Genomic DNA, 22,104 nt, shown 5'->3' with positions numbered 1-22,104 from the left:
GGCGGTACCATCACGGCATGACAGCGGAGACCAAGGCCCGGGTGCGGACCCGTCGCGCCATCCTGGACGCGGCCGTCTCGGTCCTCGCCAAGAACCCGGCGGCCTCGCTCGCCGACGTGGCCGCCGCGGCGGCGGTGGGGCGCACGACCATCCACCGTTACTTCGCCGAGCGGTCCGACCTGCTGACCGCCATCGGCGCCGACGTGCTCGACAAGATCGCCGCCGCCACCGACCGGTCCCGCCTTGCCGAGGGCCCGGCGCTGGAGGCGGTGGCGCGGCTGTGCTCGGAGTACTTCGACCTCGGTGAGAACCTCACCCTGGTCTTCAACGTGCCGGAGTTCTGGGACTGGGAGGGCTGGGAGCAGGAGACCGCGGCCGACCGGGCACTGATCGATCTCGTCCAGCGCGGCCAGGCGGCCGGGGAGATCGACCGCGCGCTGGATCCGGTGTGGATCCAGCATCTGATCTGGTGCATGCTCTACGCGGCCTGGTCGCACGTCCACACCAATGGCGCGTCCAAGCACGAGTCCCTGACCCAGTGCCTGCGGAGCCTCACAAAGGCGATCGCCGCCTGAGCGCCGACGGCCAGGGCAGGTCGAGCAGCTGCCCGACGAGCCGGTGCAGGTGGGCCCGGAACCGCGCCAGCTGCCGGGGGTCGTCCACGCCGACGCGCCGCCCGCCCGCGTCCAGCACTCCGCCGCGGCTGAAGCCGTGCGTGCACCAGATGACCGTCATCAGGGCGTATTCGAGGTCGGTCCCGTCGCCGACGGCGGGCCGCACCGCTTCGGCGACCAGATCGAGCATGGGCCGGACGTAGACGTTCTCCAGGTGGGCGACGTCGGCCGCGTCGGACAGCCACCGGTGCATCCAGAGCGCCGGAACCTCCGGATGCTCGACGCAGAAGTCGAGATACCCGTCCACGAGGCGGTGCACGCCCGCGGCGTCCGGGGTGAACCCGGCGAGGGCGTGCTCCAGGGCCGCCCGTTCGGCCCGGTGGGCGCGTTCCATCACGGCCAGGTACAGGTCGCGTTTGCCGCCCACGTGGTGGGCCACCGTCGCGAGGTCGAGCCCGGCGGCCTCGGCGATCATGCGGGTCGAGGTCCCGTCGTAGCCGAGCTCGGAGAACAACCGGGTGGCAACGTCCAGCACGCGCGCGGGGCTGGAATCGCTGGTCATGGCGTCACGCTAGGTTCGCCGCGCGTTCGCGGTCAATCGTTTGACGGAGCCGGCCCGAACGTCGCCGTCACCGCGGTGACGCCGCCCGGCGCCTGGACGGCCAGGTCGCCGTTCGGAGATCCGGTCACCACGATCGGCTGGCCCGCGTACACGGGTCTGCGGGCACGGAAGGCCAGCTCCCGCACCGGCAGGCCGGCGCGGCGCGGCAGCTCCAGGCAGAGGATCGCCAGCAACGGGCCGTGCACGACCAGACCCGCATGCCCCTCGACCTGCGTCGCGTAGGCCGCGTCGTAGTGGATGCGGTGGGCGTTGTAGGTCAGCGCGCTGAAACGGAACAGCGACACCGGATCGGCGGTGAACGGCAGAAGCCAGTCACCGTCGGCCTCCGGCGGTTCGTACGACACGGCAACGGCGTCCGGAGCGGCGTCCGGAGCGCCGCTGCGGTAGACGAGATCTTGCTCCTCGACCGCGATCTCCGTTCCGTCCCGCAGGTAGGTGAGGCGGACGGTGACGAACAGCAGCTCGCCGCTCCGGCCCTGCTTGAGCACGGTCGAAGCCAGTTCGGCGCGGCGGGTGATGGTGTCGCCGAAGCGGATCGCGTCGTGGAACGCGCAGCGGCCACCGGCGAACATGCGGCGACGATCCGGGATGGGCGGCAGGAAACGGCCGTCGCGGGGATGGCCGTCCGGGCCGAGGGCGGCCTGCGGGAGCCGGTCCAGGAAGTGAAGCCACTGCCAGAGGGGCGGGAGCACGTCGACCGGGGGTTCGACGTCGAGGAGCCCGGCCAGCGCGAGCGCGGGCGCCGCGTCGATCCGTTCGGTGGTCTCCTGCGGCGCCGGCGACCAGCCGTCGATGCCGATCATGCCACGGCGCCCTGCGCGCGCAGCTCGGCGGCGTCCAGGCCGAGCGATTCGAGGATGGCGTCGGTGTGCTCGCCGAGGCGCGGCGCCGGCACGGCCGTCCGGTCGCCGTCGCCGGTGTCGAGAGGGGAGGCCGGAGCGCGCAGACGGCCCACGCCGGGCTGGTCGATGTCACCGAGCATGGGGTTGGCGTCGAGATCGAGCTCGGTGAACCGGCGGTACGGGGACCACAGCACGGCCGTGCCCTCCATCGCCTTCTCCACCTCGGCGAGGGAGCGTGACTCGAACCACGGCGCCATCAGGGCGGCGAGCGCCTCACGGTGGCGGAACCGGTCGCCGTCCACGGAGAAGTCCGCGCCCAGGAGGCGTTCCAGCTCCGCGACGGTCTCCCGCACCCCGGTGACCTGGCAGAGGTCGGCGAAGTGGCGTCCGGTCATGGCCACGACCATGACACGGCCGTCGGCGACGGCGAAGTCACGGCCGAAGCCGCCGAACAGGTGGTTGCCGACGCGAGGGCGTTCCTGCCCGAGCTGCGCCTCGGCGAGGAAACCGAGGTTGCCCGCGGTGGCGAGGGCGACGTCGTAGAGCGGGAGCGTGATCCGCGCGCCCTCGCCCGTACGGGAACGGCGGCGTTCGGCGGCGAGGATGCCGACGGCCGCGTAGAGGCCGCAGGCGACGTCCCAGGCGGGCAGGACGTGCGAAACCGGGGCCGCGTGGTCGGGCGGCCCGGTCACCAGCGGAAAGCCGATCTCGGCGTTCACCGTGTAGTCGACGGCGGGCGCGCCGCCCGCACGCCCCTCGATCTGCAGGTGGATCAGGTCGGGCCGGGCGCCCGCGAGGGCCTCGTAGCCGAGCCAGTCGCGGCCGACGGCGTTGGTCAGCACGATCCCGGCATCGGCCGCGAGACGCGTCACGACCTCGCGGCCCGCCGGCGAACGGAAGTCGACGGTGATCGATCGTTTGCCCTTGTTCATTCCGGTCCACAGCAGGCTCGTGCCGGACGGCGCGAGCGGCCACCGCCCGGTGTCGGCCGCGCCGCCCACCGGATCGACCCGGATCACGTCGGCGCCCAGCTGGGCGAGGGTCATCCCGCCCAGCGGCGCCGCGACGAAACTGGAGATCTCGACGACCCGCAGCCCTGCCAGCATGACCACCATCCCTGGATCAAAGACGCTCCAGGATAGTGACGTTGGCCTGGCCGCCTCCCTCGCACATGGTCTGCAGACCGTAGCGGCCGCCGGTGCGCTCCAGTTCGTGCAGGAGGGTGGTCATGAGGCGGGCGCCGGTCGCGCCGAGCGGATGCCCGAGCGCGATCGCGCCGCCGTTGGGGTTGGTCTTGGCCGGGTCTGCCCCGGTCTCCTTGAGCCAGGCCAGCACGACCGATGCGAACGCCTCGTTGATCTCGATGGCGTCGATGTCGTCCATCGTCATGCCGCTCTTCTTGAACGCGTGCGCCGTGGCCGGGATCGGGGCGGACAGCATGCGGATCGGGTCCTCGCCGCGCGCCGAGAGGTGGTGGATCCGGGCGCGCGGTGTGAGGCCGTGGTCGCGGACGGCCTGCTCGGAGGCGATGAGGAGGGCGGCGGCGCCGTCGGAGATCTGGGAGGAGAGCGCGGCGGTGAGCCGGCCGTCCTCGACGAGGGCCTTGAGCCCGGCCATCTTCTCCCGGGTGGTGTCGCGCCGCGGTCCCTCGTCGGTGGTGACCCCTTCGTACGGGGCGATCTCGCGTTCGAAGCGGCCCTCGTCGATGGCGCGGATCGCGCGCTGGTGCGACTCGTACGCGAACGCCTCCATCTCCTCGCGGGAGATGTCCCAGTCGCGGGCGATCTGCTCGGCGCCCGCGAACTGCGAGACCTCGCGCTCACCGTAGCGGCGCACCCAGCCCTTGGAGCCGGCGAACGGGCCCTTGTCGAAGCCGAGCGGCTCGGCGGCGGTCATCGCGTACGCGATCGGGATCTGCGACATGTTCTGCACGCCGCCCGCCACCACCAGGTCGGAGGTGCCCGACAGCACCGCCTGGGCGGCGAAGTGCACGGCCTGCTGAGAGGAGCCGCACTGGCGGTCGACGGTGACGCCGGGGACCTCCTCGGGCAGCCCCGCCGCCAGCCAGCAGGTGCGGGCGATGTCCCCGGCCTGCGGGCCGACGTTGTCGACGCAGCCGAAGACGACGTCCTCGACCGCCGCCGGGTCGGCCCCGGCGCGGTCCATCAGCGCCGACAGGACGTGGGCGCCCAGGTCCGCCGGGTGCACCCCGGCGAGCCCGCCGCCGCGGCGCCCGACCGGCGCGCGGACCGCCTCGACGATGTAGGCCTCGGCCATGACGTGTCTCCTAACAGCCAGGGGGTCTCAGCTCGCCTGGATCCCTTCCAGGACCATGGCGAGGTACTGCTTGGCGATCTCTTCGGCGGACAGCCGCCCGCCGGTCTGGTACCAGGTCGCCGCGACCCAGACGGTGTCGCGGATGAACCGGTAGACCAGGGAACGGTCGAGGTCGGGCCGGAACGCGCCCTCCTCGATGCCCCGGTCCAGCAGCGCCAGCCACATCTCCTCGAACCGCCGCCGCGATTCGAGCAGGTAGTGGAACCGTTCGCTGGTCGCCAGGTGCTTGGACTCGTTCTGGTAGACGACGACGGCGGGCCGGTGCCGGTCGATCGAGCGGAACGACTCCACGACCAGGGCCTCCAGCGTCTCGCGGGCGCCGAGCCCGGCGGCGAGGACCCGGTCGTAGGCGGCCCACATCTCGTCGAGGAACGTCGAAAGGATCTCGTCGGCCATCGACTCCTTGGAGTCGAAGTGGTAGTACAGGCTGCCGCCGAGGATCCCGGCGGCGTCGGCCACCTTCCGGACGGTGGTGGCGGCGTACCCCTGGGAGGCGAACACCTCGGCGGCGGTGGCGAGCAGCTCGGCCCGCCGTTCCGCCCGTGCCGCGGCGGTGCCTTCGGCGTCGCGCCGTCGTGGGCTCATGTCACGCTTTCTGAGAGGAGACGGAGACGACCTCGCCCGTCATGTAGGACGAGTAGTCGCTGGCCAGGAAGACGATAACGTTGGCCACCTCCCAGGGTTCGGCGTAGCGGCCGAACGCCTCGCGGCGCGTCAGCTCCTCCAGGAGTTCCTCCGAGGTCACCTTGACCAGGTGCGGGTGCATGGCCAGGGACGGCGAGACCGCGTTGATCCGTACCCCGAAGCCGGCGGCCTCCAGTGCGGCGCAGCGGGTGAGCGCCATGACCCCGGCCTTGGCGGCGGCGTAGTGCGACTGGCCCTTCTGTGCCCGCCACCCGATCACCGACGCGTTGTTGACGATCACACCGGAGCCCTGGTCGCGCATGCGGCGCAGGGCCGCGCGGGTGCAGCGCATGGTGCCGTTCAGCGTGATGTCGAGGACGCGGTCCCACTGGTCGTCCGGCATGTCGACCAGGTCGGCGGTGCCGCCGAGCCCGGCGTTGTTGACCGCGACGTCGATGCGCCCGAAGCGTTCGAGGGCCAGGTCGTAGAGCGCCCGGACCTGCTCCTCGGAGGTCACGTCGCAGGGCAGCGCGGCGACCCTGCCGGTGCCGAACTCCTTCTCCAGCTCCGCGAGCGACTGCCCGAGACGCCGTTCGTGCGCGTCCGAGATCAGCACGCGCGCGCCCTCCTCCAGGCAGCGCCGCGCGGTCGCGCCGCCGATGCCCGCCCCGGCCGCCGCGGTGATGACGACGACGCGGTCGGTCAGCAGCCCGTGCCCGGGGACGTAGGCGGGGGGCGGGGTCATGGGCGTGCCTCCCGGGGAAGGCCGAGGACGCGCTCGGCGATGATGTTGCGCTGGATCTCGTTCGACCCGGCGTAGATGGTGTCGGAACGGGAGAACAGGAAGAGCCGCTGCCAGTCGTTCAGGTCGTATGGCTGTGTTGACTCCGACCCCCTGTCGGGGGCCCACCCCCGCCTCCCGTCGGCGACCAGGCCGGAGGCGCCGAGCACGTCCATGGCCAGCTCGCCCAGGTCGCGGTGCCAGGTGGCCCAGACCAGCTTGGAGATCGACGATTCGGGGCCGGGCGCGCCGGACGCGACGCCCGCCATCGTCCGCAGCGCGTTCAACCTCATGATCTCCAGCCCCATCCAGGCGCGGGTGAGGCGGTCGCGCAGCAGCGGGTCGTCGATCGCGCCGGTGCGCCGCGCCAGCTCGATGACGCCCTCCAGCTCCCGGCGGAAGCCGACCTGCTGGCCGAGCGTGGCGACGCCGCGTTCGAAGCCGAGCGTGGCCATGGCGATCTTCCAGCCGTCGCCGGGCGCGCCCACGATGTCGCCCGCGCCGGTCCGCGCGTCGTCGAAGAACACCTCGTTGAACTCCGAGGTGCCGGTGAGCTGCACGATCGGCCGGATGTCGACGCCCTCCTGCCTCATCGGCACCAGGAGATAGGACAGCCCGTTGTGGCGGACCGACCCGGGCTCGGTGCGGCAGACGGCGAAGCACCAGTCGGCCTCCAGCGCCAGCGACGTCCAGACCTTCTGGCCGTTGATCCGCCATTCGCCGCGGCCGGCGTCGAGCTCGGCGCGGGTCTGCACGTTGGCGAGGTCGGAGCCGGCGTTGGGCTCGGAGTAGCCCTGGCACCAGAGTTCCTCGACCGCGACGATCGGCGGGAGGAACCGCGCGCGCTGCTCCTCGGTGCCGAACGCGATGATCGTCGGCCCGAGCAGGTTCTCGCCGATGTGGCCGACGCGCGCGGGCGCGCGGGCGAGGGCGTACTCCTCGTTGAAGATCACCTGCTGTTCGACGGTCGCGCCGCGCCCGCCGTACTCCCGCGGCCAGCCCAGGCACGTCCAGCCCGCCGCCGCCAGGTGCCGTTCCCAGGCGAGCCGTTCGGCGAACGCCTCGTGCTCGCGCCCCGGTCCGCCGAGCCCCCGGGCGTGCGCGAACTCGCCCGACAGGTGGTGTTCCAGCCAGCCGCGTACCTCGGCGCGGAAGGCTTGGTCTGTCTCGTTCTGGTGCACGACCAGAACTCTACCAAACGGTTGTTAGAAAGAATGGTCAGCCCACGCGGAGCGCGAAGAGCGTCGTGTCGTCGGCGAAACGGTCGTGCCCCATGCTCCGCAGGATGTCGTCCAGCATCCGGTGCAGCTCGCCGCCGTGGCGCGCGGCGATCCCGGCCAGCTTGCCGATCTGGTCCTCCAGGTCCGTGCCGCGCCGTTCGACCACGCCGTCGGTGTAGAGCACGACCAGGTCGCCGCTGACGAGCTGGACCGTGCTCGTCCGGTACTCCATGCCGGGAAACGCCCCGAGCAGCGGATCGGGCTCGTCAGGGGCCTCCAGGAGGCGGGCCCTGCCGTCCCTGACCAGGATGGGCGGCGGATGCCCCGCACCCGCCCAGCACAGCTCGCCGCTCTCCGGATCGAAGTGCGCGATCACCGCCGTTCCCGTCGTGGCGGGGTCCAGTTCGGTCACCAGGTCGTTGAGCCAGCCGAGGAGCCGCCCCGCGTCCTCCCCCGTGTAGGCGAGACCGAGCAGGCCGTTGCGCATCCGCGCCATGTCGGCGGTGGCCGCCAGGCCGTGACCGCTGGCGTCCCCGACCGCGAACAGCGAACGCCCGCCTGGCAGCACGCGCGTCACGTACCAGTCGCCGCCTATGCGCGCCGGATTCTCGGCGGGGATGCTGCGGACGGCCGCACTGACGCCCGGCGCGCCCGCGAGCACGCGGTCGGGCGGCAGCACCGCACGGCGCAGCGTCAGCGCGACCTGCCGCTCCCGGGCCTTCTCGCCCTGCAGCCGGAGCAGGTCGCGGCGGGTCTCGGCGAGCACGCCCTCGATGGAACGCCGGCTGGTGATGTCCTGGGTCAGCGCGCTGACGCCCGTCAGCATGCCGGAGCGGTCCAGAGTCGGCTCGGCGTACAGCCACAGGTGCCGGTTCGCGCCGTCCGGCGTGCGGATGCGGTACTCGACCTGGACGGGCTCCCGCCGCCTGAGCAGGACGTGCGCCGCCTGCTCGAAGACGGGCAGGTCCGCGGGCTCGACGATCTTCGGGAAGTCGTCCGGCTCCACCGGGCCGTCCTCCTCGTCCCGCCCGTGGTTGGCGAGCATCTGCGGAGACCAGTCGAGCTCGTCGGTGGCGATGTTCCACTCGCCGAAACCGATCCTGGCGAGGCGTTCCGAGAGGTCCAGACGGCGCCGCAGGCGTTCCTCCTCGTCGTGGAACCGCCAGGTCAGGCACACACCCGTCGGCACGCGGACGCAGCGGATGCTCAGCCGGACGGTGCGCGAGGTGCCGTGCCGCACGGTGGTGTAGTCGAACGGGCCGCGCGCGAACGGCCGTCCCGTCTCCAGCACCTCGACGTAGGCGGGAAAGAGGCCGTTCAGCAGGGAGCCCGGATCGGTGCGCAACAGCCGCCGGCCGAGCAGCTCCTCCGGGCTCCGGCCGAAGATGTCCTCGGCCACGGCACCGAACGCGGCGTTCAGGAAGTCGACCACATGGCCGTCGTCGGCCCGCACCGGGACCAGCAGGCAGGCCGAGCCGAGGGCCGCGTCCAGGACCGCCTGGGCGACCGGGTCCGCGGGCGTCGCCGCCAGCAGCCGGGCGTCGGCGGCCGAGTCCTCCGCCGCCGAGTCCTCCGCGGTAAGCCTTCCCAGGGTCTCGTCGCCTGTCCTGCCGCGCCTGCCGGCGCGGGATTTGCCGGGGGCGGTGTCGCGCGCCTTGGTTTTGGCCTTGGTTTTGGCTTGGCTCTTGTCGCGGGTTTTGGGGCCTGGCTTGGCGCGGGTTTTGTCACGGGGTTCGGCGCGGGTTTTGGCGCGCGCCTTGTTGCCGGACCCGGCCGGGGGGTGGGCGACGATCAGCGTCGCCGCGTCCTCGAGTTCCAGGTCGAGGTCCCTGGCCAGCCAGATCAGGTGCTGCAGGGCCTCTCCCTCATGGCAGCCGAGCCGGTCCGCGAGCACCACCCGGGCCTCGGCCACCACCGCCCTGCCTCGCATGGCCGCCCGGAGTTCGTTCAGGTCGGGCATCTTCATCCCGATGAATCCCATCCTCAGGCACACTCCAGCAAATTCCGCGTCCCCGAAATATAGGGCCGTTCCGCGGCGACCATGCCCGAGGGAGGCCAAAGGTCTGAATTGTAGAACAAGTCATTGCATTGCCCGCTCAAACGTCAGGTCACGAATCCCCCTCGGCGGTAAAAGAGCGTGACCCCGATTCCACTCGAACGGCCGTTCCAGGCAATGTGGGCGGAAATTCACTGTCGGCTCGATGGGTTCTTCCCGCTTGCGCCGGTACACCGGATGTGTCTCGGTGGAGGAGGTCGAACAGCCGTTCCCACCGATCGAGCACGACGTCCGGGTGGAAGCGCAGCACCGAGTCGCGTGCGCGGGCGCCCATCGTCCGGCGCAGCGCGGCGTCCTCCATGAGCGTGCCGAGCGCCGCCGCGAACGCCGCCGTGTCGCCCGGCGGCACCAGCGCGCCCTCCTCGCCGTCGGTGATCAGCTCGCGGACTCCGGGGGCACAGTCGAAGGCGACCGTGGGCAGGCCGTACGCCATGGCCTCCAGCACCGACATCGGGAGGCCCTCGTCCCGGGACGGCAGCGCGAAGATCGACGTTTCGGCGAGCGCCGCCTCGATCTCGTCGGTGACGCCCCGGAACTCCACCGAGCGGGCCATCCCCCCGTTCCGGGCGCGTTCCCGCAGCTCCTCCTCCTGCGGGCCGCAGCCGTAAAGGCGCAGGCGCCACTCAGGATGGCGGAGCGCGACCTCCTGCCACGCCTCCAGCATCATGTCCAGGCCCTTCTCGTACGAGAGCCGCCCGATACAGGTGACGACGGGTGCGTCGAGCGTGGGATAGCGGCCGGGTGACACGTGCAGCGGGTTCGGCATGTGGTCGGCGTTGGTCATGCCGTCGCGCGCCCACGCGTCGGCGTCCTCGGGTGTGAGGGCGAGCATCCGGTCGACGTCGGCGAAGTACTCCTTGACCCGCCCGTACCGGGACGAGCGGCGGGTCGCCGCGTACGACTCGTGGCTCATCCCGATGACCTTCAGGCCGCGGGTCTCGGCGCACGCGACCCATTCCATCGCCCAGATCTGCGCGCAGATCACCACGGCACCCGGACGGGCGGCGGCGAACAGAGCCGAGAGCCTGCCGGCGCCTTTCCGCAGTTCTTTCGTCCGCTTGTGTTCTCGCTCGCGCGCCGCCACGTTGAGCCGTTGGCGCAGCGTTCGCGGGCGCCATTTCAGCGTCGAGGGCCGCCATCGGTCGTACAGGACCACCACGCGGTACGAGTCGTCCGGGCCGTAGTCGTGCGGCTCGGGCGCGCGGGTGATTCCGACGAGCGTGACGAAGTGCCCCCTGGCCGACAGCAGGCGCGCCAGGTGGTGCGCCCACCGCTGGAGTCCTCCGACGGCGTCGGTGTTGTTGCAGACGATGAAAACGTCACGCGGCTCGGCCACGAGGATCCCCTTGCCTGAAGAATCGGTCCACCACGGCCCGCGCGGCGGTGCCCTGGTCGTGCTCGCCGAACCGTTCGGCGAAGGCCCGGCGGCGGCCCGCGCCCGGATCGCCACCGGCGGCGAACGCCGACAGCTCGGCGACCAGCTCGTCCTCGGTGCGCGTGATCGGGCCGGGCGCGTGCCGGGTCAGGTCGAAGTAGCCGCGCCCGAACGCCACGTCCTCGGGAAGGTGGAACACCATCGGCCGGTCGAGCAGGGCGTAGTCGAACATGATCGAGGAATGGTCGGTGACGAGCGCGTCCGCGAGCAGCAACAGCGGCGTGACGTCGGGGACGGTGCCCACGTTCCGCATCGAGCCCTGGACGGCGGGAGGCAGCCGCACGGTGCTGAGGTAGTGCGGGCGGACGAGCAGCAGCAGGTCGTCCCCCAGCTCCTGCACGAACCGGTCCGGGTCGACGGGCGGGTCGAGGCCGCGGACCGGGCGGCCGTCCGGACCCGAACGGAACGTCGGCGCGTACAGCACCACCCGGCGGCCGTCGTCGTTCAGGCCGAGCCGGTCGCGCAGCGCGGCGACGTCGGCGGCGAGCTCGGGATCGTCCCGGCCCTGGGTGACCAGCGGGTCGTTGCGCGGATAGCCGACGGGCAGCAGCTCCGCGCGGACGCCCATCCCTTTGACGAGGGTGCCGACGTCGTGCTCGGACCGCACCAGGAAACAGTCATAGCGTTCGACCATGCGCTGGAGACGTTCGCGCTGGCCGCGGGTGCCGCTCTTGATGCTCGGCTGGTCGAATCCCATAGTCTTGAACGCCGATCCGTGCCAGGTCTGGATGTAGGTGGTCTCCCGGCGCTTTCTGAGGCCGTCGGGGAAGCCCTGGTTGTCGATCCAGTACTGAGCTCTGGCCAGTGCGAGGAAGTAGCTCCACGAACCCCGTTTGACGAGCGTCGCGTCAGAAGGAAAGCCGCGGGCGGACGACGCGTACGACCACACGGCGTGCACGGGGACGCCGGTTCGGCGCAGCTCGCGGTAGATGTACTTGGGGTTGTCGGAGTACTGCTCGCCGAGCTGGCTCTCGAACACCACGCTCCCGGCCCGTACCGGAAGCCTGCTGAGCACGCGGTTGAAGACGGCGACCTTGGTCTTGCGGGCGGTGAGCGTGCGCAGGACCGACCGTTCCAGCCGGCGGACGCGGGTCCAGGCGCCGCGGCCCGGCGGAGTGGCGGCGGCCCAGTGCACCGCGGCCATCGTCGCGCAGGTCAGCCTGCCGGCACCTTCCAGCTTGAACGCCAGATGGCCCGCGCCCGTGACGTACGAGCGCATGCCGTCGGCCGCGAGCCGGGTGAGACGGGGCCGTACGGGCAGAACGACCCCCTCCAGCGTCTGTCCCGTACCGGTGCCGGTGCTCTCGCCTGGGCAGGTGCTTTCTCCCGTACCCGTGCCCTCCCCCGGCCGCGTCACGATCTCCTCGCCGTCGACGTCGAGGCGAAACCGCACGTCCCAGACGGGATCGGCGAACCCGAACGGACGCAGCCGCCGCGCCGGGTCGAAGTCGGCGCGCCAGCGGAGACGGTCGCCGTCGTGGGTCACGGTGGCGGGGATGCGGCGCACCCGGGCAGGGCGGCGCCGATCGTTCAGTTCGAGCGTGCCGCTCAGCTCGGCGTTGGCGGGGACGCGCCGCAGCACGTTCAGCACATGGCCTTCGATGTGCGCGCGTCCTCCCCGCATGGCCAGGCATGTGACCGTGTTGGCGGGCGACAGCTCGCGCAGAGGCCGCTGGTGCAGGCCCAGGCCGGTGACGTCGAGGACGCGGCGGGCCAACGCGCTGTCGGCGCGGCGCGTACCCCAGAAGATCCGGCCGTCCTGTTCCCGTAGCTGGCTGCGCAGCTCCGTCCGCTTGCCCCGTCCGTACTCGGCCGCGGCGAGCGCCCCGGTCAGGTCACGCTCGCGGAGCAGGAACGCGGCGATCGCGGGGACCGGATTGGCCTCCGCGAAGACGCGCGCGTCGAGTTCCGCGAGGTAGGCGGCCGCCAGCTCCAGGAAGCCCGCGCGGTAGACGGTGTCGCGATCGCGCAGCTCGCGCAGGTAGAGCAGCAGATCGTGGTTGACGAACTTGGCGTCCTTGGCCCGTTTCAGCTCGTACGCGCCGCGCAGCCGGAACAGCGCGTCGATCCGCCGGTGGACCTCCAGCCGGTCGGCGAAGTTGGCGAGTTCGGCGCGACGGTTGGAGATCGACGGCGCGGTCACGGCCTTCGGCTCGACGAACCAGTTGTAGACGCGGTGCGGGATGAGAGCGGTGCGATCGGCCGCCAGGTAGGCCTCGGCGGTGAACAGCAGGTCCTCGTAATGCAGGCCCTCGACGAAGCGCAGCCCGTGGTCGAGGAGGAACTCGCGCCGGTAGGCCTTGTTGGTGGACAGGGTGTCGTAGAGGAGATCGGGCTTGTCATGGAGGGACCCGAAGAGCGCGCGGCGGGCGTAAAGCCACGGGTACCAGTGGCATTCCTTGGAGGGGGCGTAGGCGGTGTTGAGCAGGATTCGCGTGCAGAGGCCGGACACCAGATCGGCCCCCGTCTCCTCCGCGGCGGCGACCAGGTTGAGGCAGGCGTGCCGGTCGAGGAGATCATCGCTGTCCAGGAACATCACGTACCGGCCGCGGGCATGCTCGGCCCCGACGTTGCGCGGCCGGCCGCAGCCTCCCGAGTTGACCGGCAGGCGTACGGAGCGCACGCGCCCGGGGTGCTCGTCCGCCAGCTCGTCGGCCACCTCGCCGGTGCCGTCCGTGCTGGCGTCGTCCACGACCACCGCCTCGACCGCGCCCAGCGACTGGCCGAGCACGGACCCGACGGCACGCGGAAGCCGCGCGGCGTCGTTGTATCCGATCACGACCACGCTGACGTCCGGTCGCCCGGGCATCGAACAACTCCCTCCGCTTCATCCCATGTGCCGTGTTCCTTTCCAGAAACGCGGATCACGGGTCCAAGCAGGGGCAAAGCGTCCGAATGCTTCGTATTACCGAAGATGGGTCGAACTCGGCCAAACAACTCAAACACGCCCGAAGGCCGAAACGCCCGAAGGCGCCCGGCCGGAGCCGGGCGCCTTCGTAGCGGGGGGTCGAGTCCTGCGAGGGTCAGGACTCCTTGGAGAAGGTCAGGACTTCTTGTTGTAGTCGGCGTAGTCGGGGTAGCCGTAGCCCACGACGGACGACTTCGGCCGGACCTTCTTGACCACGGAGCTGCTGATGTTGCCCTCGACCGTGGAGATGGTGCCGTCGCCGTTGTCCTTGACGACCATCCCGACGTGGTCGATGCCGTCGATGCCGCCGGACGAGCCGTTCTGCCAGTCGAAGAAGACCAGGGCACCGGGCTTGGCCTGCTGGCCCCACTTGTTGTTCTTGTCGAGCCACCGGGCGTGCTGGACGGTGTAGGCGTCCCAGCCCATGCCCTTGACGCCGGCCTGGGCGCCGACCCACGACACGAACATGTTGCACCAGGCCGCGCCGCTGTACTCGGCGGGGTCGCCGCCGTCACGCTTGGCGGTGAGCTTGGCCTCGTTGGTCGTCATGTACCAGTCGTGGAACTTGGTCTGGCCGTCGCGGCCTTCGGTGATGCCGACCTGCTTCATGGCGACCTTGATCGCCTCGGCGGAGGTCGCGGGGGCGGCACTGGCCTTCTCGGCCTTGCTCGCGGAGACGGCCTCGCCGGACTTGCCGGACTTGCCGGACTTGCTCGCACCCTTGCGGGCGTGCTCGGGGCCGGCGACCTGGGCGTCGGCGCGGGTGTCGGCGGTGGCGTCGGAGCCGAAGGGGCTCAGGACGGCGAGCCCGAGGGCTCCGGCCAGGACGGCGCTGAGGGCGACGCCCACGATGGTGTTCGGGTCATCGGACGCCGGCTTCACGATTTTGCGATCGAGCATGAAAGAGAAACTCCCTAACTCCCATGTCGCCTACCGGGTTAGCTGACGGATTCGGGCATGGAAGAGCCCTACGGCGTTCGCGATGGAACGCCGATTCACCCCTGCAAAGTGGGTCCCCGGCTCCGCATCCGGTGAGGGGGGATGCGGACTCGGCCAGGGGCACCGCGAGCGCGGTGCCCGGCTATTCGGATGGATCTCGGAACGAAGGCGCGGAACACACGGCCGCGCGTCAAGGCCACGTCAATGGGTGGCCACCGTTCGACGATCAGGGCCTGATGCGGCTCAAGACCGGCGCAACGCATGGGGTGCGTCGCAAGATTCGGACAGAAGGTATCAAACCCTCACGAGATGGCAAATCATCACCAAAGAGGTTCTTCGAAGTGCCACATGGATCTCAACACCGACCCCCAAGGGCCCATTCCCGTTCTCCCAACAGAGCGTCAAGATTGCGTGTAAGAAGGGCATGCAGCCCCGCCAGGCAGGGGGATTTCGCATGGGCCGTGGCCCTCGTCACAGGAGGGCCGGGGCTGCGCGTGGCAGGGTGAACCCATGATCGAAGGACGCGGGGTGAAGCGCACCGTCACCCGGCTGGCCGACGGCCGCGAACTGATCTACTTCGACCGGCGGGACGACGCCGACCGGAGCGCCGCCGACGAGCGGCCGCTGCCGGGCCGCGCGGCGGCGTCGGAGCTGCGGTACGACCCGCTGCTCGACGAATGGGTCGCCGTGGCCGCGCACCGCCAGACCCGGACCTTCCTGCCGTCGGCCGACGACTGCCCGCTCTGCCCCTCCTCGCCGGGACGGCCGACCGAGATCCCGTCGCCGGAGTACGAGGTGGTGGTGTTCGAGAACCGGTTCCCCTCGTACGGCGACGGCGTCTCCGGCGGGCGCTGCGAGGTGATGTGCTTCACATCCGAGCACGGCAGGTCGTTCGCCGAACTGCCGCCTGAGCAGGTCCAGACCGTCATCGAGGCCTGGGCGGACCGTACCGCCGAGCTGTCCGCGTTCCCCGGCGTGGAGCAGGTCTTCTGCTTCGAGAACCGCGGCGAGGCGATCGGCGTCACCCTGCACCACCCGCACGGGCAGATCTACGGCTACCCGTTCGTGCCTCCGCGCACGCGGCGCATGCTGGACGTCGCGGGCCGCCACCCGGGTGATCTCTTCGCGGAGGTGCTGGCGGCCGAACGCGAGGAGGCCGTACGCGTCGTGGCGGCCAACGAGCTCTGGACGGCGTTCGTGCCCAAGGCGGCGCGCTGGCCGTACGAGGTGCACGTCTACCCGCATCGCCGCGTCCCCGACCTGCCCGCCCTGGACGGCGCCGAACGCGAGGCCTTCGGCGCGCTTTACCTGGACCTGCTGAGCCGCCTCGACCGGCTCTTCGGCATGCCGCTGCCCTACGTCTCGGCCTGGCACCAGGCGCCCGTCCGCACGGACCGCGACCTGGCCTGGCTGCACCTGGAGCTCTTCTCGGTCCAGCGCGCTCCCGGGAAGCTGAAGTATCTGGCGGGCTCGGAGTCGGCGATGGGCGCGTTCGTGAACGACGTGAGCCCGGAAGACGCCGCCCGCCGCCTCCGCGAGGCCTAGGGCGCGTTTCATAAGCCCCTGTCCTACTGCGCGACGCCCAGGCACGCGCCTCGCCGCGTTGTCGCCCCACCCCACCAAAACGCTCCGCAGAGCTCCGCGTTTCGGCGGGGACCCCGGACAAGCGGTCGACAGCCAAACCCGGGCTGACTCCCTCCTCCGCCTTGCGATGCACGCACCTGGACGCCGCTCGCTACGGACGCGACTCATGAAACACGCCCTAGCGCACCAGGCCACTTCCCGGCATTGGACCGCGACACGGCACGAGCCCGTTCTCTAGCGTTCATGGGGTCCCCCGGACCGCTGTGAGGAGACCGTCATGGACGCCCGTCTGGCCGATGATCTGGCTCGAATGCCCGAGTTGCTGGAGAACGTGCGAGCCAGGGCCGCCGGCATCCTGGCCGGGCTGGGCGACCGGCCGGCCGCGGTCCCGCCCGTTCCCTCCTCGCCAGACCCCCTCCCGGCCTCGGGAATCGGCCTGGACGAGGCCCTCGCCGAGTTCGCCGAACGCTGGGAGCCGGGCTTCTCGGGCAGTGCGGGGCCTCGCTATCTCGGTTTCGTCACCGGTGGAGCGACCCCGGCGTCCGTCGCGGGCGACTGGCTGACCGGCGTTCTGGACCAGAACGCCGGCCCCGGCGTGGACTCGTCCGCGTCGGACCTCGAACGAGAGACGATCACGTGGCTCCGCGAGCTCTTCGGGGTCGGCGAGGAGCACTCCGGTTCGTTCGTCTCGGGCGCGACCATGTCCAACACCGTCGGCCTGGCGCTGGCCCGCGAATGGCTGGGCGAACGGCAGGGCATCTCGATCGCCGACACGGGCGTGTCCGCCCTCGGGAAGATCACCGTTCTCTCCGGGACGCCGCACTCCACGATCTACAAAGCCCTCTCCATACTGGGGATCGGCCGGGACAGCCTGCGCACCGTCCCGACCCTCCCGGGCCGCGAGGCCGTCGACGTCGACGCCCTCGCCTCCGCCCTGGACGAGCTTTCAGGCCCCGCCATCGTCGTGGCCAACGCGGGCACCGTGAACACCACCGATTTCGACGATCTCGAAGCCATCGCCGCCCTCCGCGAGCGCCATCCGTTCTGGCTCCACGTGGACGCCGCGTTCGGCGGGTTCGCCGCGCTCTCCCCCGCCCACGCCCACCTCGTCGCGGGCCTCACGCTCGCCGACTCGATCTGCGTGGACCTGCACAAGTGGCTGAACGTCCCGTACGACTCGGCGATCCAGCTCACCCGGCGCCGGGACCTCCAGGTCCGGATCTTCCAGAACGCCGCCGCCTACATCGGCCTGCCCACCGCGGACCCGGACTTCGTCCATCTGACCCCGGAGAGCTCCCGGCGCCTGCGCGCCCTCCCGGCCTGGCTGACCCTTCGCGCCTACGGCCGCGAGGGCCACCGTTCGATCGTCGAACACAACATCGCCCACGCCCAACGTCTGGGCGACGCCATCGCGGCCTCTCCCCACTGGCGCCTGCTGGCCCCCGTACGCCTGAACGTGGTGTGCTTCACGCTCGACAAGCCCACCAAAGAGGCCCTCGACAAGATCACCCATGACCTCACCGCGTCCGGCACGACGTTCCTGACGCCCACCGTCTACGCCGGGACCCCGGCCCTCCGCGCCGCGTTCAGCAACTGGCGCACCACCGACGCCGACGTGGAACGGATCGCCAAAGAGATCAACGCGACGCCTTATAAAGATCGCGAGTGAGCTTGGTCACCCGTTCACTGGCCGCCTGGAACGAACTCCCCGCCGGCTGCAGCGTCAGCACCACGAAGATCCGGTGGCCCACGATCCCCGTCGTATGCAGAACCGGCCGCCCAAGCCCGAGATCAGGCCCGACCACTGGCCGGAACGTGCCCTCCCTACACCGCACCGCCGGAACGTCCCCGAACCCCGACCACCCCTGCTTGATCGCCCAGGGCTTGGGCACGGCCCGCGGAATCCCGAAGAACTGATCGAACCCATCCGTCCCGCACTGCGTGGCGCGCCGCAGCTGCCCGACCACAAAGTCCCGGTGCCCCTTGGGCGCCTTCTCCAGCAGATACCGATAGGTCTTGAGCACGTCTCCGGCGCTCAGCGCGGTATATCCCCAGAACCCGGGCTTGTCCGCAGGCGGCGGCGCCGTCTCCGTCAACCCGGCCTTCCGCGCCATCCGCTGGATGATCTTCCCTTGCCCACCCCGCCGCCAGAAGTACGTGGCCGCCTTGTCGTCACTGGACCGGAGCATCCTGCCCATCACACCCCGATCCCCCGCCCGCTCAAGCTGATCGAGCGCGATCAGGACCTTCACCACCGAGGCCGACCGCACCGTCTGCCGCACCCGATGCCGCAGCAGCACCTTCCCGCTGCGCCGATCAAAAACGACATACCCGGCCCGAACCCCCGCAGGCACCTTCACAACCCTCTCGGGGGGCGCCGCACTAGCCTTAGGCGTGCGGCTAACCGAAGGCGTAGAGCCAGCCGTCACCCGTCCGTCGTCACACCCACACAGCACAACGGCGACCGCCAGCCCCCCAAGCCTCATCAACCACGTCACCCGGCATGCCTACCAGACATCCGTCCCGCCGTATCTCTGTACGCACGAGCGCGCAGACTGCGCTAGAGTAATCACGCCCGCTCAGCCGGGCACCGGGACGTAGCGCAGTTTGGCAGCGCACTTGACTGGGGGTCAAGGGGTCGTGGGTTCAAATCCCGCCGTCCCGACAGAACACGAAGGCCTGATGATCGCGGAGTTCTCCGAGGTCACCAGGCCTTTCGCGTGTCCGGCCCAAGTTCTTGATCGTCATTCGACGAGCCGCAGCCGGGGACCATCTGGGGACCGCCGCACGCTGAGGTGAAGGCTCAGCGCCTCCCCCGCCGCAGTGATCGACTTGGCGTCCGGATGCAGGTACCGCTGCGTCGTCGACAGGGACCCATGTCCAGCGATCTTCCGCAGTACATGCACTGGCACCCCGGCATCAGCCATCCAAGTCAGCCCGGTATGCCGAAGGTCATGCCACCGCAGATACTCATACCCGAGCCGTTGCACGACCTCATCCCAATGGGTGGCGTCTCGAAGGACAGCAGTAGTGATACGGCCGCCTCGCGGCCCGGTGAAGAGTCGGCCCATCGGGTCATCGCCAACCGCGTCCAAGCGCCGGCCGACCAGTTCCCGAATCTCCTCGATGAGGGGAACGGTGCGAGCACGCTTACCCTTGGTGCCCTTGTCGACCAATCCCCCAGGACTCGGAGTGGTCTGCCGCCGCACCGTCCAGGTCCACGCGTCACGATCGATGTCGCCTACTCGTACGCCGGAGACTTCACCAATCCGGGCAGCGGTGCAAGCGGCGAAGATGATGACCTCTCCCCAGCCTTGGTAGCGACCAGCGGACCGTTCGACCAGAGCGTCCGCGAGCTGAATGAGCGCGCCCCAGTCAAGGCGGCCCGACAAGCGGGCCGCACGGGCGGCCGACACGGCGCCCTGGCGGCCGGCCCCGCTTCGCTAACCGGCCGCCGGGCCAATGCCTGTCGGCTCGCCCGGACAAGACACTTGAAGGGGCCGCCTACGACGGCACGAGTTCTCACGGCGGCCGAGGCGCTCACGGGGTCGAGCTGAGCGGCCGGGTGCCGCTGGCCGCCTCCGTACTTGCGCGGGGACCCCGCGCGGGGCCTCACGACGGGCCATTGAGGGCGGGCAGGTGCCGCCCGTCCGCCGCACCAGGCTACGAGGCCCCGCCCCCACACAAGCCCGGACCCGTCCAGCTCTCGCGCGGAGATGCGTCCCCACAAGACTAGTCTGTTTGCGACTCAAAGTAAGTCAGCTCGGCGGTACACGCAGGCACAGTCGAGGCAGAGAACCCCTCTCATTTTAGGACGAAGGAACCCCAATAACTATCACCGACAAAGAACCATTTATTCTTCGTATATAGCTTGCAATTCACCTGTCGTGGAAGTTTGACATTCTCTAGGGATATTTGAAAACTCCCATCGCCCCCAACCATTACATCTAGCGATCTCGTCAAGCTTCCGCATTGGAAACGCATAGCAATTTTTTGAGCTTTGTCCCAATGTGCCCCCGAAGCAAAGGTCACAGTTTTTCCGTTGATATTCACTGGAGTCACGACTATTGACCTATCCACGCTGTCTGGCATCAACCACGAAATCAATCCCACCATCAGGATAGTAACAAGCACAGTAATGGCGACCATAGCTGCCAGTGCGCCGAATAGGCTAAGAATCTTCTTGTGGAAAGGTTCAGGCTCTGGTGTTGAATCACCAGTATAGACCCGCATTATTGTATTTGAAATGTAACTCTCAATTTCGATATCTGGCCTACCGTCGGTGAGAATTACGAAGTTGATCGTACAACCTTGCACGATCAAGTCGGGACCGATGGCGATTTCGTTGCCGCTGGCCGACTGTGCAACACTCGGCAGCCCTTCAGGTTCCAGGGTAGGCTCAAGTACAGATATCAGTGGAACACTGGTTTCGAGTTTCAATGGACGGCCGCGATCAAAATTTGCACTGGTCACATCGGTGGAGCCTGAATTACGGATGGTAATTCGTGTCAGGTATGGATTACTCACAACTTGCCCATCATGGACAACCGAGATACCAGTCATCTGGGACGATTCGTCTGCAATAAGCGAAGTCGGCTGACCCTTCCAGATCTTCAAAAGATTCTTTCGCGGAACAGCCTTCCGTGCATAAATAACGCCGAATATCGTTACGGTGAGTGCAATCAAAGAAATGAGGATTGTTGTGCCGTTGAATGACCGGCCCTCAAAAACATCCAACACGATTGCTCACTTGACCTTCCGGCGACCCTAAGGGGATCGCCAGGATACCTCAACCTCGAAATGCATTGCGTACAATGTCGATAAACAACCCAGTGCGGACGATTTGCACGTCTTGTCCGCAAACGTCCTTCGTCGTTGGATAGGTGACTTGGCCGGTGCCCAGCTCTGAGGTAGGACACAGCTGAGTTCGCGCGAGTGAGTGCGGGTGCTCGTGAAGAGCTCGGTTCGCGGCCCGGACCGAGTGATTGGCTGCCGACCCGGATGGGAGCCAGGCGGGGAGCCATCGACGATGAACCGGCAGGGACGGCCCTGAATGGTTGGGGGCTTGCTGAGCTGGGCAGGGGACTAGGTGAGACTGATCAACATCCCCGGCTGCTACTTCGAGTCCAATCGCGCTAGCCGGTGACCTGCGCTATTTGTTTGATCTTCGACGCAAAGTCTTGGGGACACGGCCCTAGGCTGGCCTGTACCGGCGCCCAGTACTTGGCCGGGTTGGGAACCTCTTTCAGACGGCTCTGGAGGTTGTCCCACCTGGGCGTCAAGCTCGTGTAGATGCGTCGATACGTGCGCAGACCTCGGGGACAGTTGACCGCGGTCAGGGCGAACGGGAGACCGCCGTCATCGAGCGTGACGTGCTGAGGCCTTACGGCGTCACCGACAAGGTAGCTCAGCTTGAGTCGGAACTTCACCGAGTACCGACTTACGGCGACTGGAACCCAGATGGTGTCTCTATCGCCTTTACTCAGCTCTAGTTCTTGTTGGCGAAAGAAGGGGCCTTGAACCTTGCCCTGTTTGTCGACCTCGCGAGGGACAGGTCTAGCCTCATCAAGATTGAAGGCGATCCGGAACACGTCCGCGCCACCCTGGCCAGGCAGATGCAGCAAGGTTCCGTCCAAGGGTGGCTTACGGCCTAGATCCACTACCTCCAGCCCAATGACCCGTACTCTGCGCTCTCCCCGGTTGAGCAACCTAACTCCAATGCTCAGACCCGCTTCGTCAAAGTGCGAAGCGCCGGCCGCAAGCCACTGCCGCCTGAGACCCTCGACCTTTGAGCCACCGGTGTCGATCTGCATCTGCTCAGAGATCGTGTGCAGTCCAGGGAAGACGACCGACAGGCTGATGCGATCAGTCGTGGCCGTGACCTTCAGAGGCATCGAAGGCTCGGCGACCTTCTTACTGAGCTTGCCGAAGCCACCCATAGCAACAGCAACCAGGACGGCCGTGACCACGGCCGCAAGTGTCGTGACACTCCACGTGACGACGCTACGCCGACGCGATGGCGGATAGCTGTGGTGCCGGAAGGCACGTCGCGGCTGCCGAGGGGTCATGGTCGATTCTCGTCATAGAGGGTGACCCTGTGTCAATGATTAACTACCGAAAAGCATGGGCCACTCACTCGTCG

Annotated in this window: 18 protein-coding genes, 1 tRNA gene and 1 riboswitch; of the genes, 4 read left to right on the top strand and 15 right to left on the bottom strand. The window is 69.1% G+C overall.

The annotated features are described in order from the left end of the window. The first annotated feature begins 17 nt into the window (after positions 1-17). Positions 18-575, top strand: coding sequence for a TetR/AcrR family transcriptional regulator (locus ABD333_RS06815; protein ID WP_344538675.1), 558 nt, complete (start codon positions 18-20; stop codon positions 573-575). Here the strand turns inward: ABD333_RS06815 and ABD333_RS06810 are convergent. From ABD333_RS06810 to ABD333_RS06760, 11 genes are all read right to left on the bottom strand, one after another. Next, complete coding sequence (locus ABD333_RS06810) at positions 553-1,176, bottom strand: TetR/AcrR family transcriptional regulator (RefSeq protein ID WP_344538673.1); 624 nt, start codon at positions 1,174-1,176, stop codon at positions 553-555. The two genes, ABD333_RS06815 and ABD333_RS06810, sit on opposite strands and share 23 nt — an antisense overlap. A gap of 32 nt (positions 1,177-1,208) precedes the next feature. After that, positions 1,209-2,039, bottom strand: a complete 831-nt coding sequence (locus ABD333_RS06805; protein WP_344538672.1) for an HTD2 family dehydratase — start codon at positions 2,037-2,039, stop codon at positions 1,209-1,211. After that, entirely contained in the window at positions 2,036-3,184 is a 1,149-nt protein-coding gene (locus tag ABD333_RS06800) for a CoA transferase (RefSeq protein WP_344538670.1), read from the bottom strand. Before ABD333_RS06800 ends, ABD333_RS06805 begins: the two co-directional genes overlap by 4 nt. Positions 3,185-3,200: 16 nt before the next feature. Continuing rightward, complete coding sequence (locus ABD333_RS06795) at positions 3,201-4,355, bottom strand: acetyl-CoA C-acetyltransferase (RefSeq protein ID WP_344538668.1); 1,155 nt, start codon at positions 4,353-4,355, stop codon at positions 3,201-3,203. 27 nt (positions 4,356-4,382) lie between these two features. Next, positions 4,383-5,000: a TetR/AcrR family transcriptional regulator gene (locus ABD333_RS06790; protein WP_344538666.1), complete on the bottom strand. Its 618-nt coding sequence runs from the start codon at positions 4,998-5,000 to the stop codon at positions 4,383-4,385. Position 5,001: 1 nt separating this feature from the next. Then, entirely contained in the window at positions 5,002-5,784 is a 783-nt protein-coding gene (locus tag ABD333_RS06785; RefSeq protein WP_344538665.1) for an SDR family oxidoreductase, read from the bottom strand. Continuing rightward, positions 5,781-7,001: an acyl-CoA dehydrogenase family protein gene (locus ABD333_RS06780; RefSeq protein ID WP_344538664.1), complete on the bottom strand. Its 1,221-nt coding sequence runs from the start codon at positions 6,999-7,001 to the stop codon at positions 5,781-5,783. Before ABD333_RS06780 ends, ABD333_RS06785 begins: the two co-directional genes overlap by 4 nt. Positions 7,002-7,038: 37 nt before the next feature. Next, a complete protein-coding gene (locus ABD333_RS06775; protein ID WP_344538662.1) occupies positions 7,039-9,021 on the bottom strand; it encodes a SpoIIE family protein phosphatase in 1,983 nt (660 codons plus the stop codon). Positions 9,022-9,148: 127 nt separating this feature from the next. After that, positions 9,149-10,432: a glycosyltransferase gene (locus ABD333_RS06770; protein WP_344538660.1), complete on the bottom strand. Its 1,284-nt coding sequence runs from the start codon at positions 10,430-10,432 to the stop codon at positions 9,149-9,151. Continuing rightward, the gene (locus ABD333_RS06765) at positions 10,416-13,340 is read right to left on the bottom strand and encodes a bifunctional glycosyltransferase/CDP-glycerol:glycerophosphate glycerophosphotransferase (RefSeq protein WP_344538658.1); all 2,925 of its coding nucleotides are present in this window, start codon (positions 13,338-13,340) and stop codon (positions 10,416-10,418) included. Before ABD333_RS06765 ends, ABD333_RS06770 begins: the two co-directional genes overlap by 17 nt. 234 nt (positions 13,341-13,574) lie before the next feature. Next, entirely contained in the window at positions 13,575-14,339 is a 765-nt protein-coding gene (locus tag ABD333_RS06760; RefSeq protein ID WP_344538656.1) for a CHAP domain-containing protein, read from the bottom strand. Between the two features lie 13 nt (positions 14,340-14,352). After that, a riboswitch (cyclic di-AMP (ydaO/yuaA leader) is annotated at positions 14,353-14,504 on the bottom strand. Positions 14,505-14,906: 402 nt separating this feature from the next. Between ABD333_RS06760 and galT the strand changes: the two genes are divergently transcribed. Beyond that, positions 14,907-15,923, top strand: a complete 1,017-nt coding sequence (galT, locus tag ABD333_RS06755) for a galactose-1-phosphate uridylyltransferase (protein ID WP_344538868.1) — start codon at positions 14,907-14,909, stop codon at positions 15,921-15,923. Positions 15,924-16,239: 316 nt separating this feature from the next. Then, positions 16,240-17,631, top strand: a complete 1,392-nt coding sequence (locus ABD333_RS06750) for a pyridoxal phosphate-dependent decarboxylase family protein (protein ID WP_344538654.1) — start codon at positions 16,240-16,242, stop codon at positions 17,629-17,631. Here ABD333_RS06750 and ABD333_RS06745 read toward each other — a convergent pair. Beyond that, entirely contained in the window at positions 17,600-18,316 is a 717-nt protein-coding gene (locus ABD333_RS06745; protein ID WP_344538653.1) for a hypothetical protein, read from the bottom strand. The genes ABD333_RS06750 and ABD333_RS06745 overlap by 32 nt on opposite strands. Before the next feature lie 237 nt (positions 18,317-18,553). Here ABD333_RS06745 and ABD333_RS06740 point away from each other — a divergent pair. Beyond that, positions 18,554-18,627, top strand: a tRNA-Pro gene (locus ABD333_RS06740). 79 nt (positions 18,628-18,706) lie between these two features. Here ABD333_RS06740 and ABD333_RS06735 read toward each other — a convergent pair. From ABD333_RS06735 to ABD333_RS06725, 3 genes are all read right to left on the bottom strand, one after another. Then, positions 18,707-19,378, bottom strand: a complete 672-nt coding sequence (locus tag ABD333_RS06735; RefSeq protein ID WP_344538651.1) for a tyrosine-type recombinase/integrase — start codon at positions 19,376-19,378, stop codon at positions 18,707-18,709. A 388-nt stretch (positions 19,379-19,766) separates the two neighbouring features. Beyond that, complete coding sequence (locus ABD333_RS06730) at positions 19,767-20,702, bottom strand: hypothetical protein (RefSeq protein ID WP_344538649.1); 936 nt, start codon at positions 20,700-20,702, stop codon at positions 19,767-19,769. Between the two features lie 395 nt (positions 20,703-21,097). Next, positions 21,098-21,931 carry a hypothetical protein gene (locus tag ABD333_RS06725; protein WP_344538648.1) on the bottom strand — a complete coding sequence of 278 codons (834 nt, stop codon included), beginning with the start codon at positions 21,929-21,931 and terminating at the stop codon, positions 21,098-21,100. Positions 21,932-22,104: the final 173 nt, after the last annotated feature.

The organism is Actinomadura fulvescens, from assembly GCF_039533225.1.
GTDB lineage: Bacteria > Actinomycetota > Actinomycetes > Streptosporangiales > Streptosporangiaceae > Spirillospora > Spirillospora fulvescens.
Note: the sequence above shows the minus strand (reverse complement) of the source record. Positions and strands in the feature narration are given on the sequence as shown.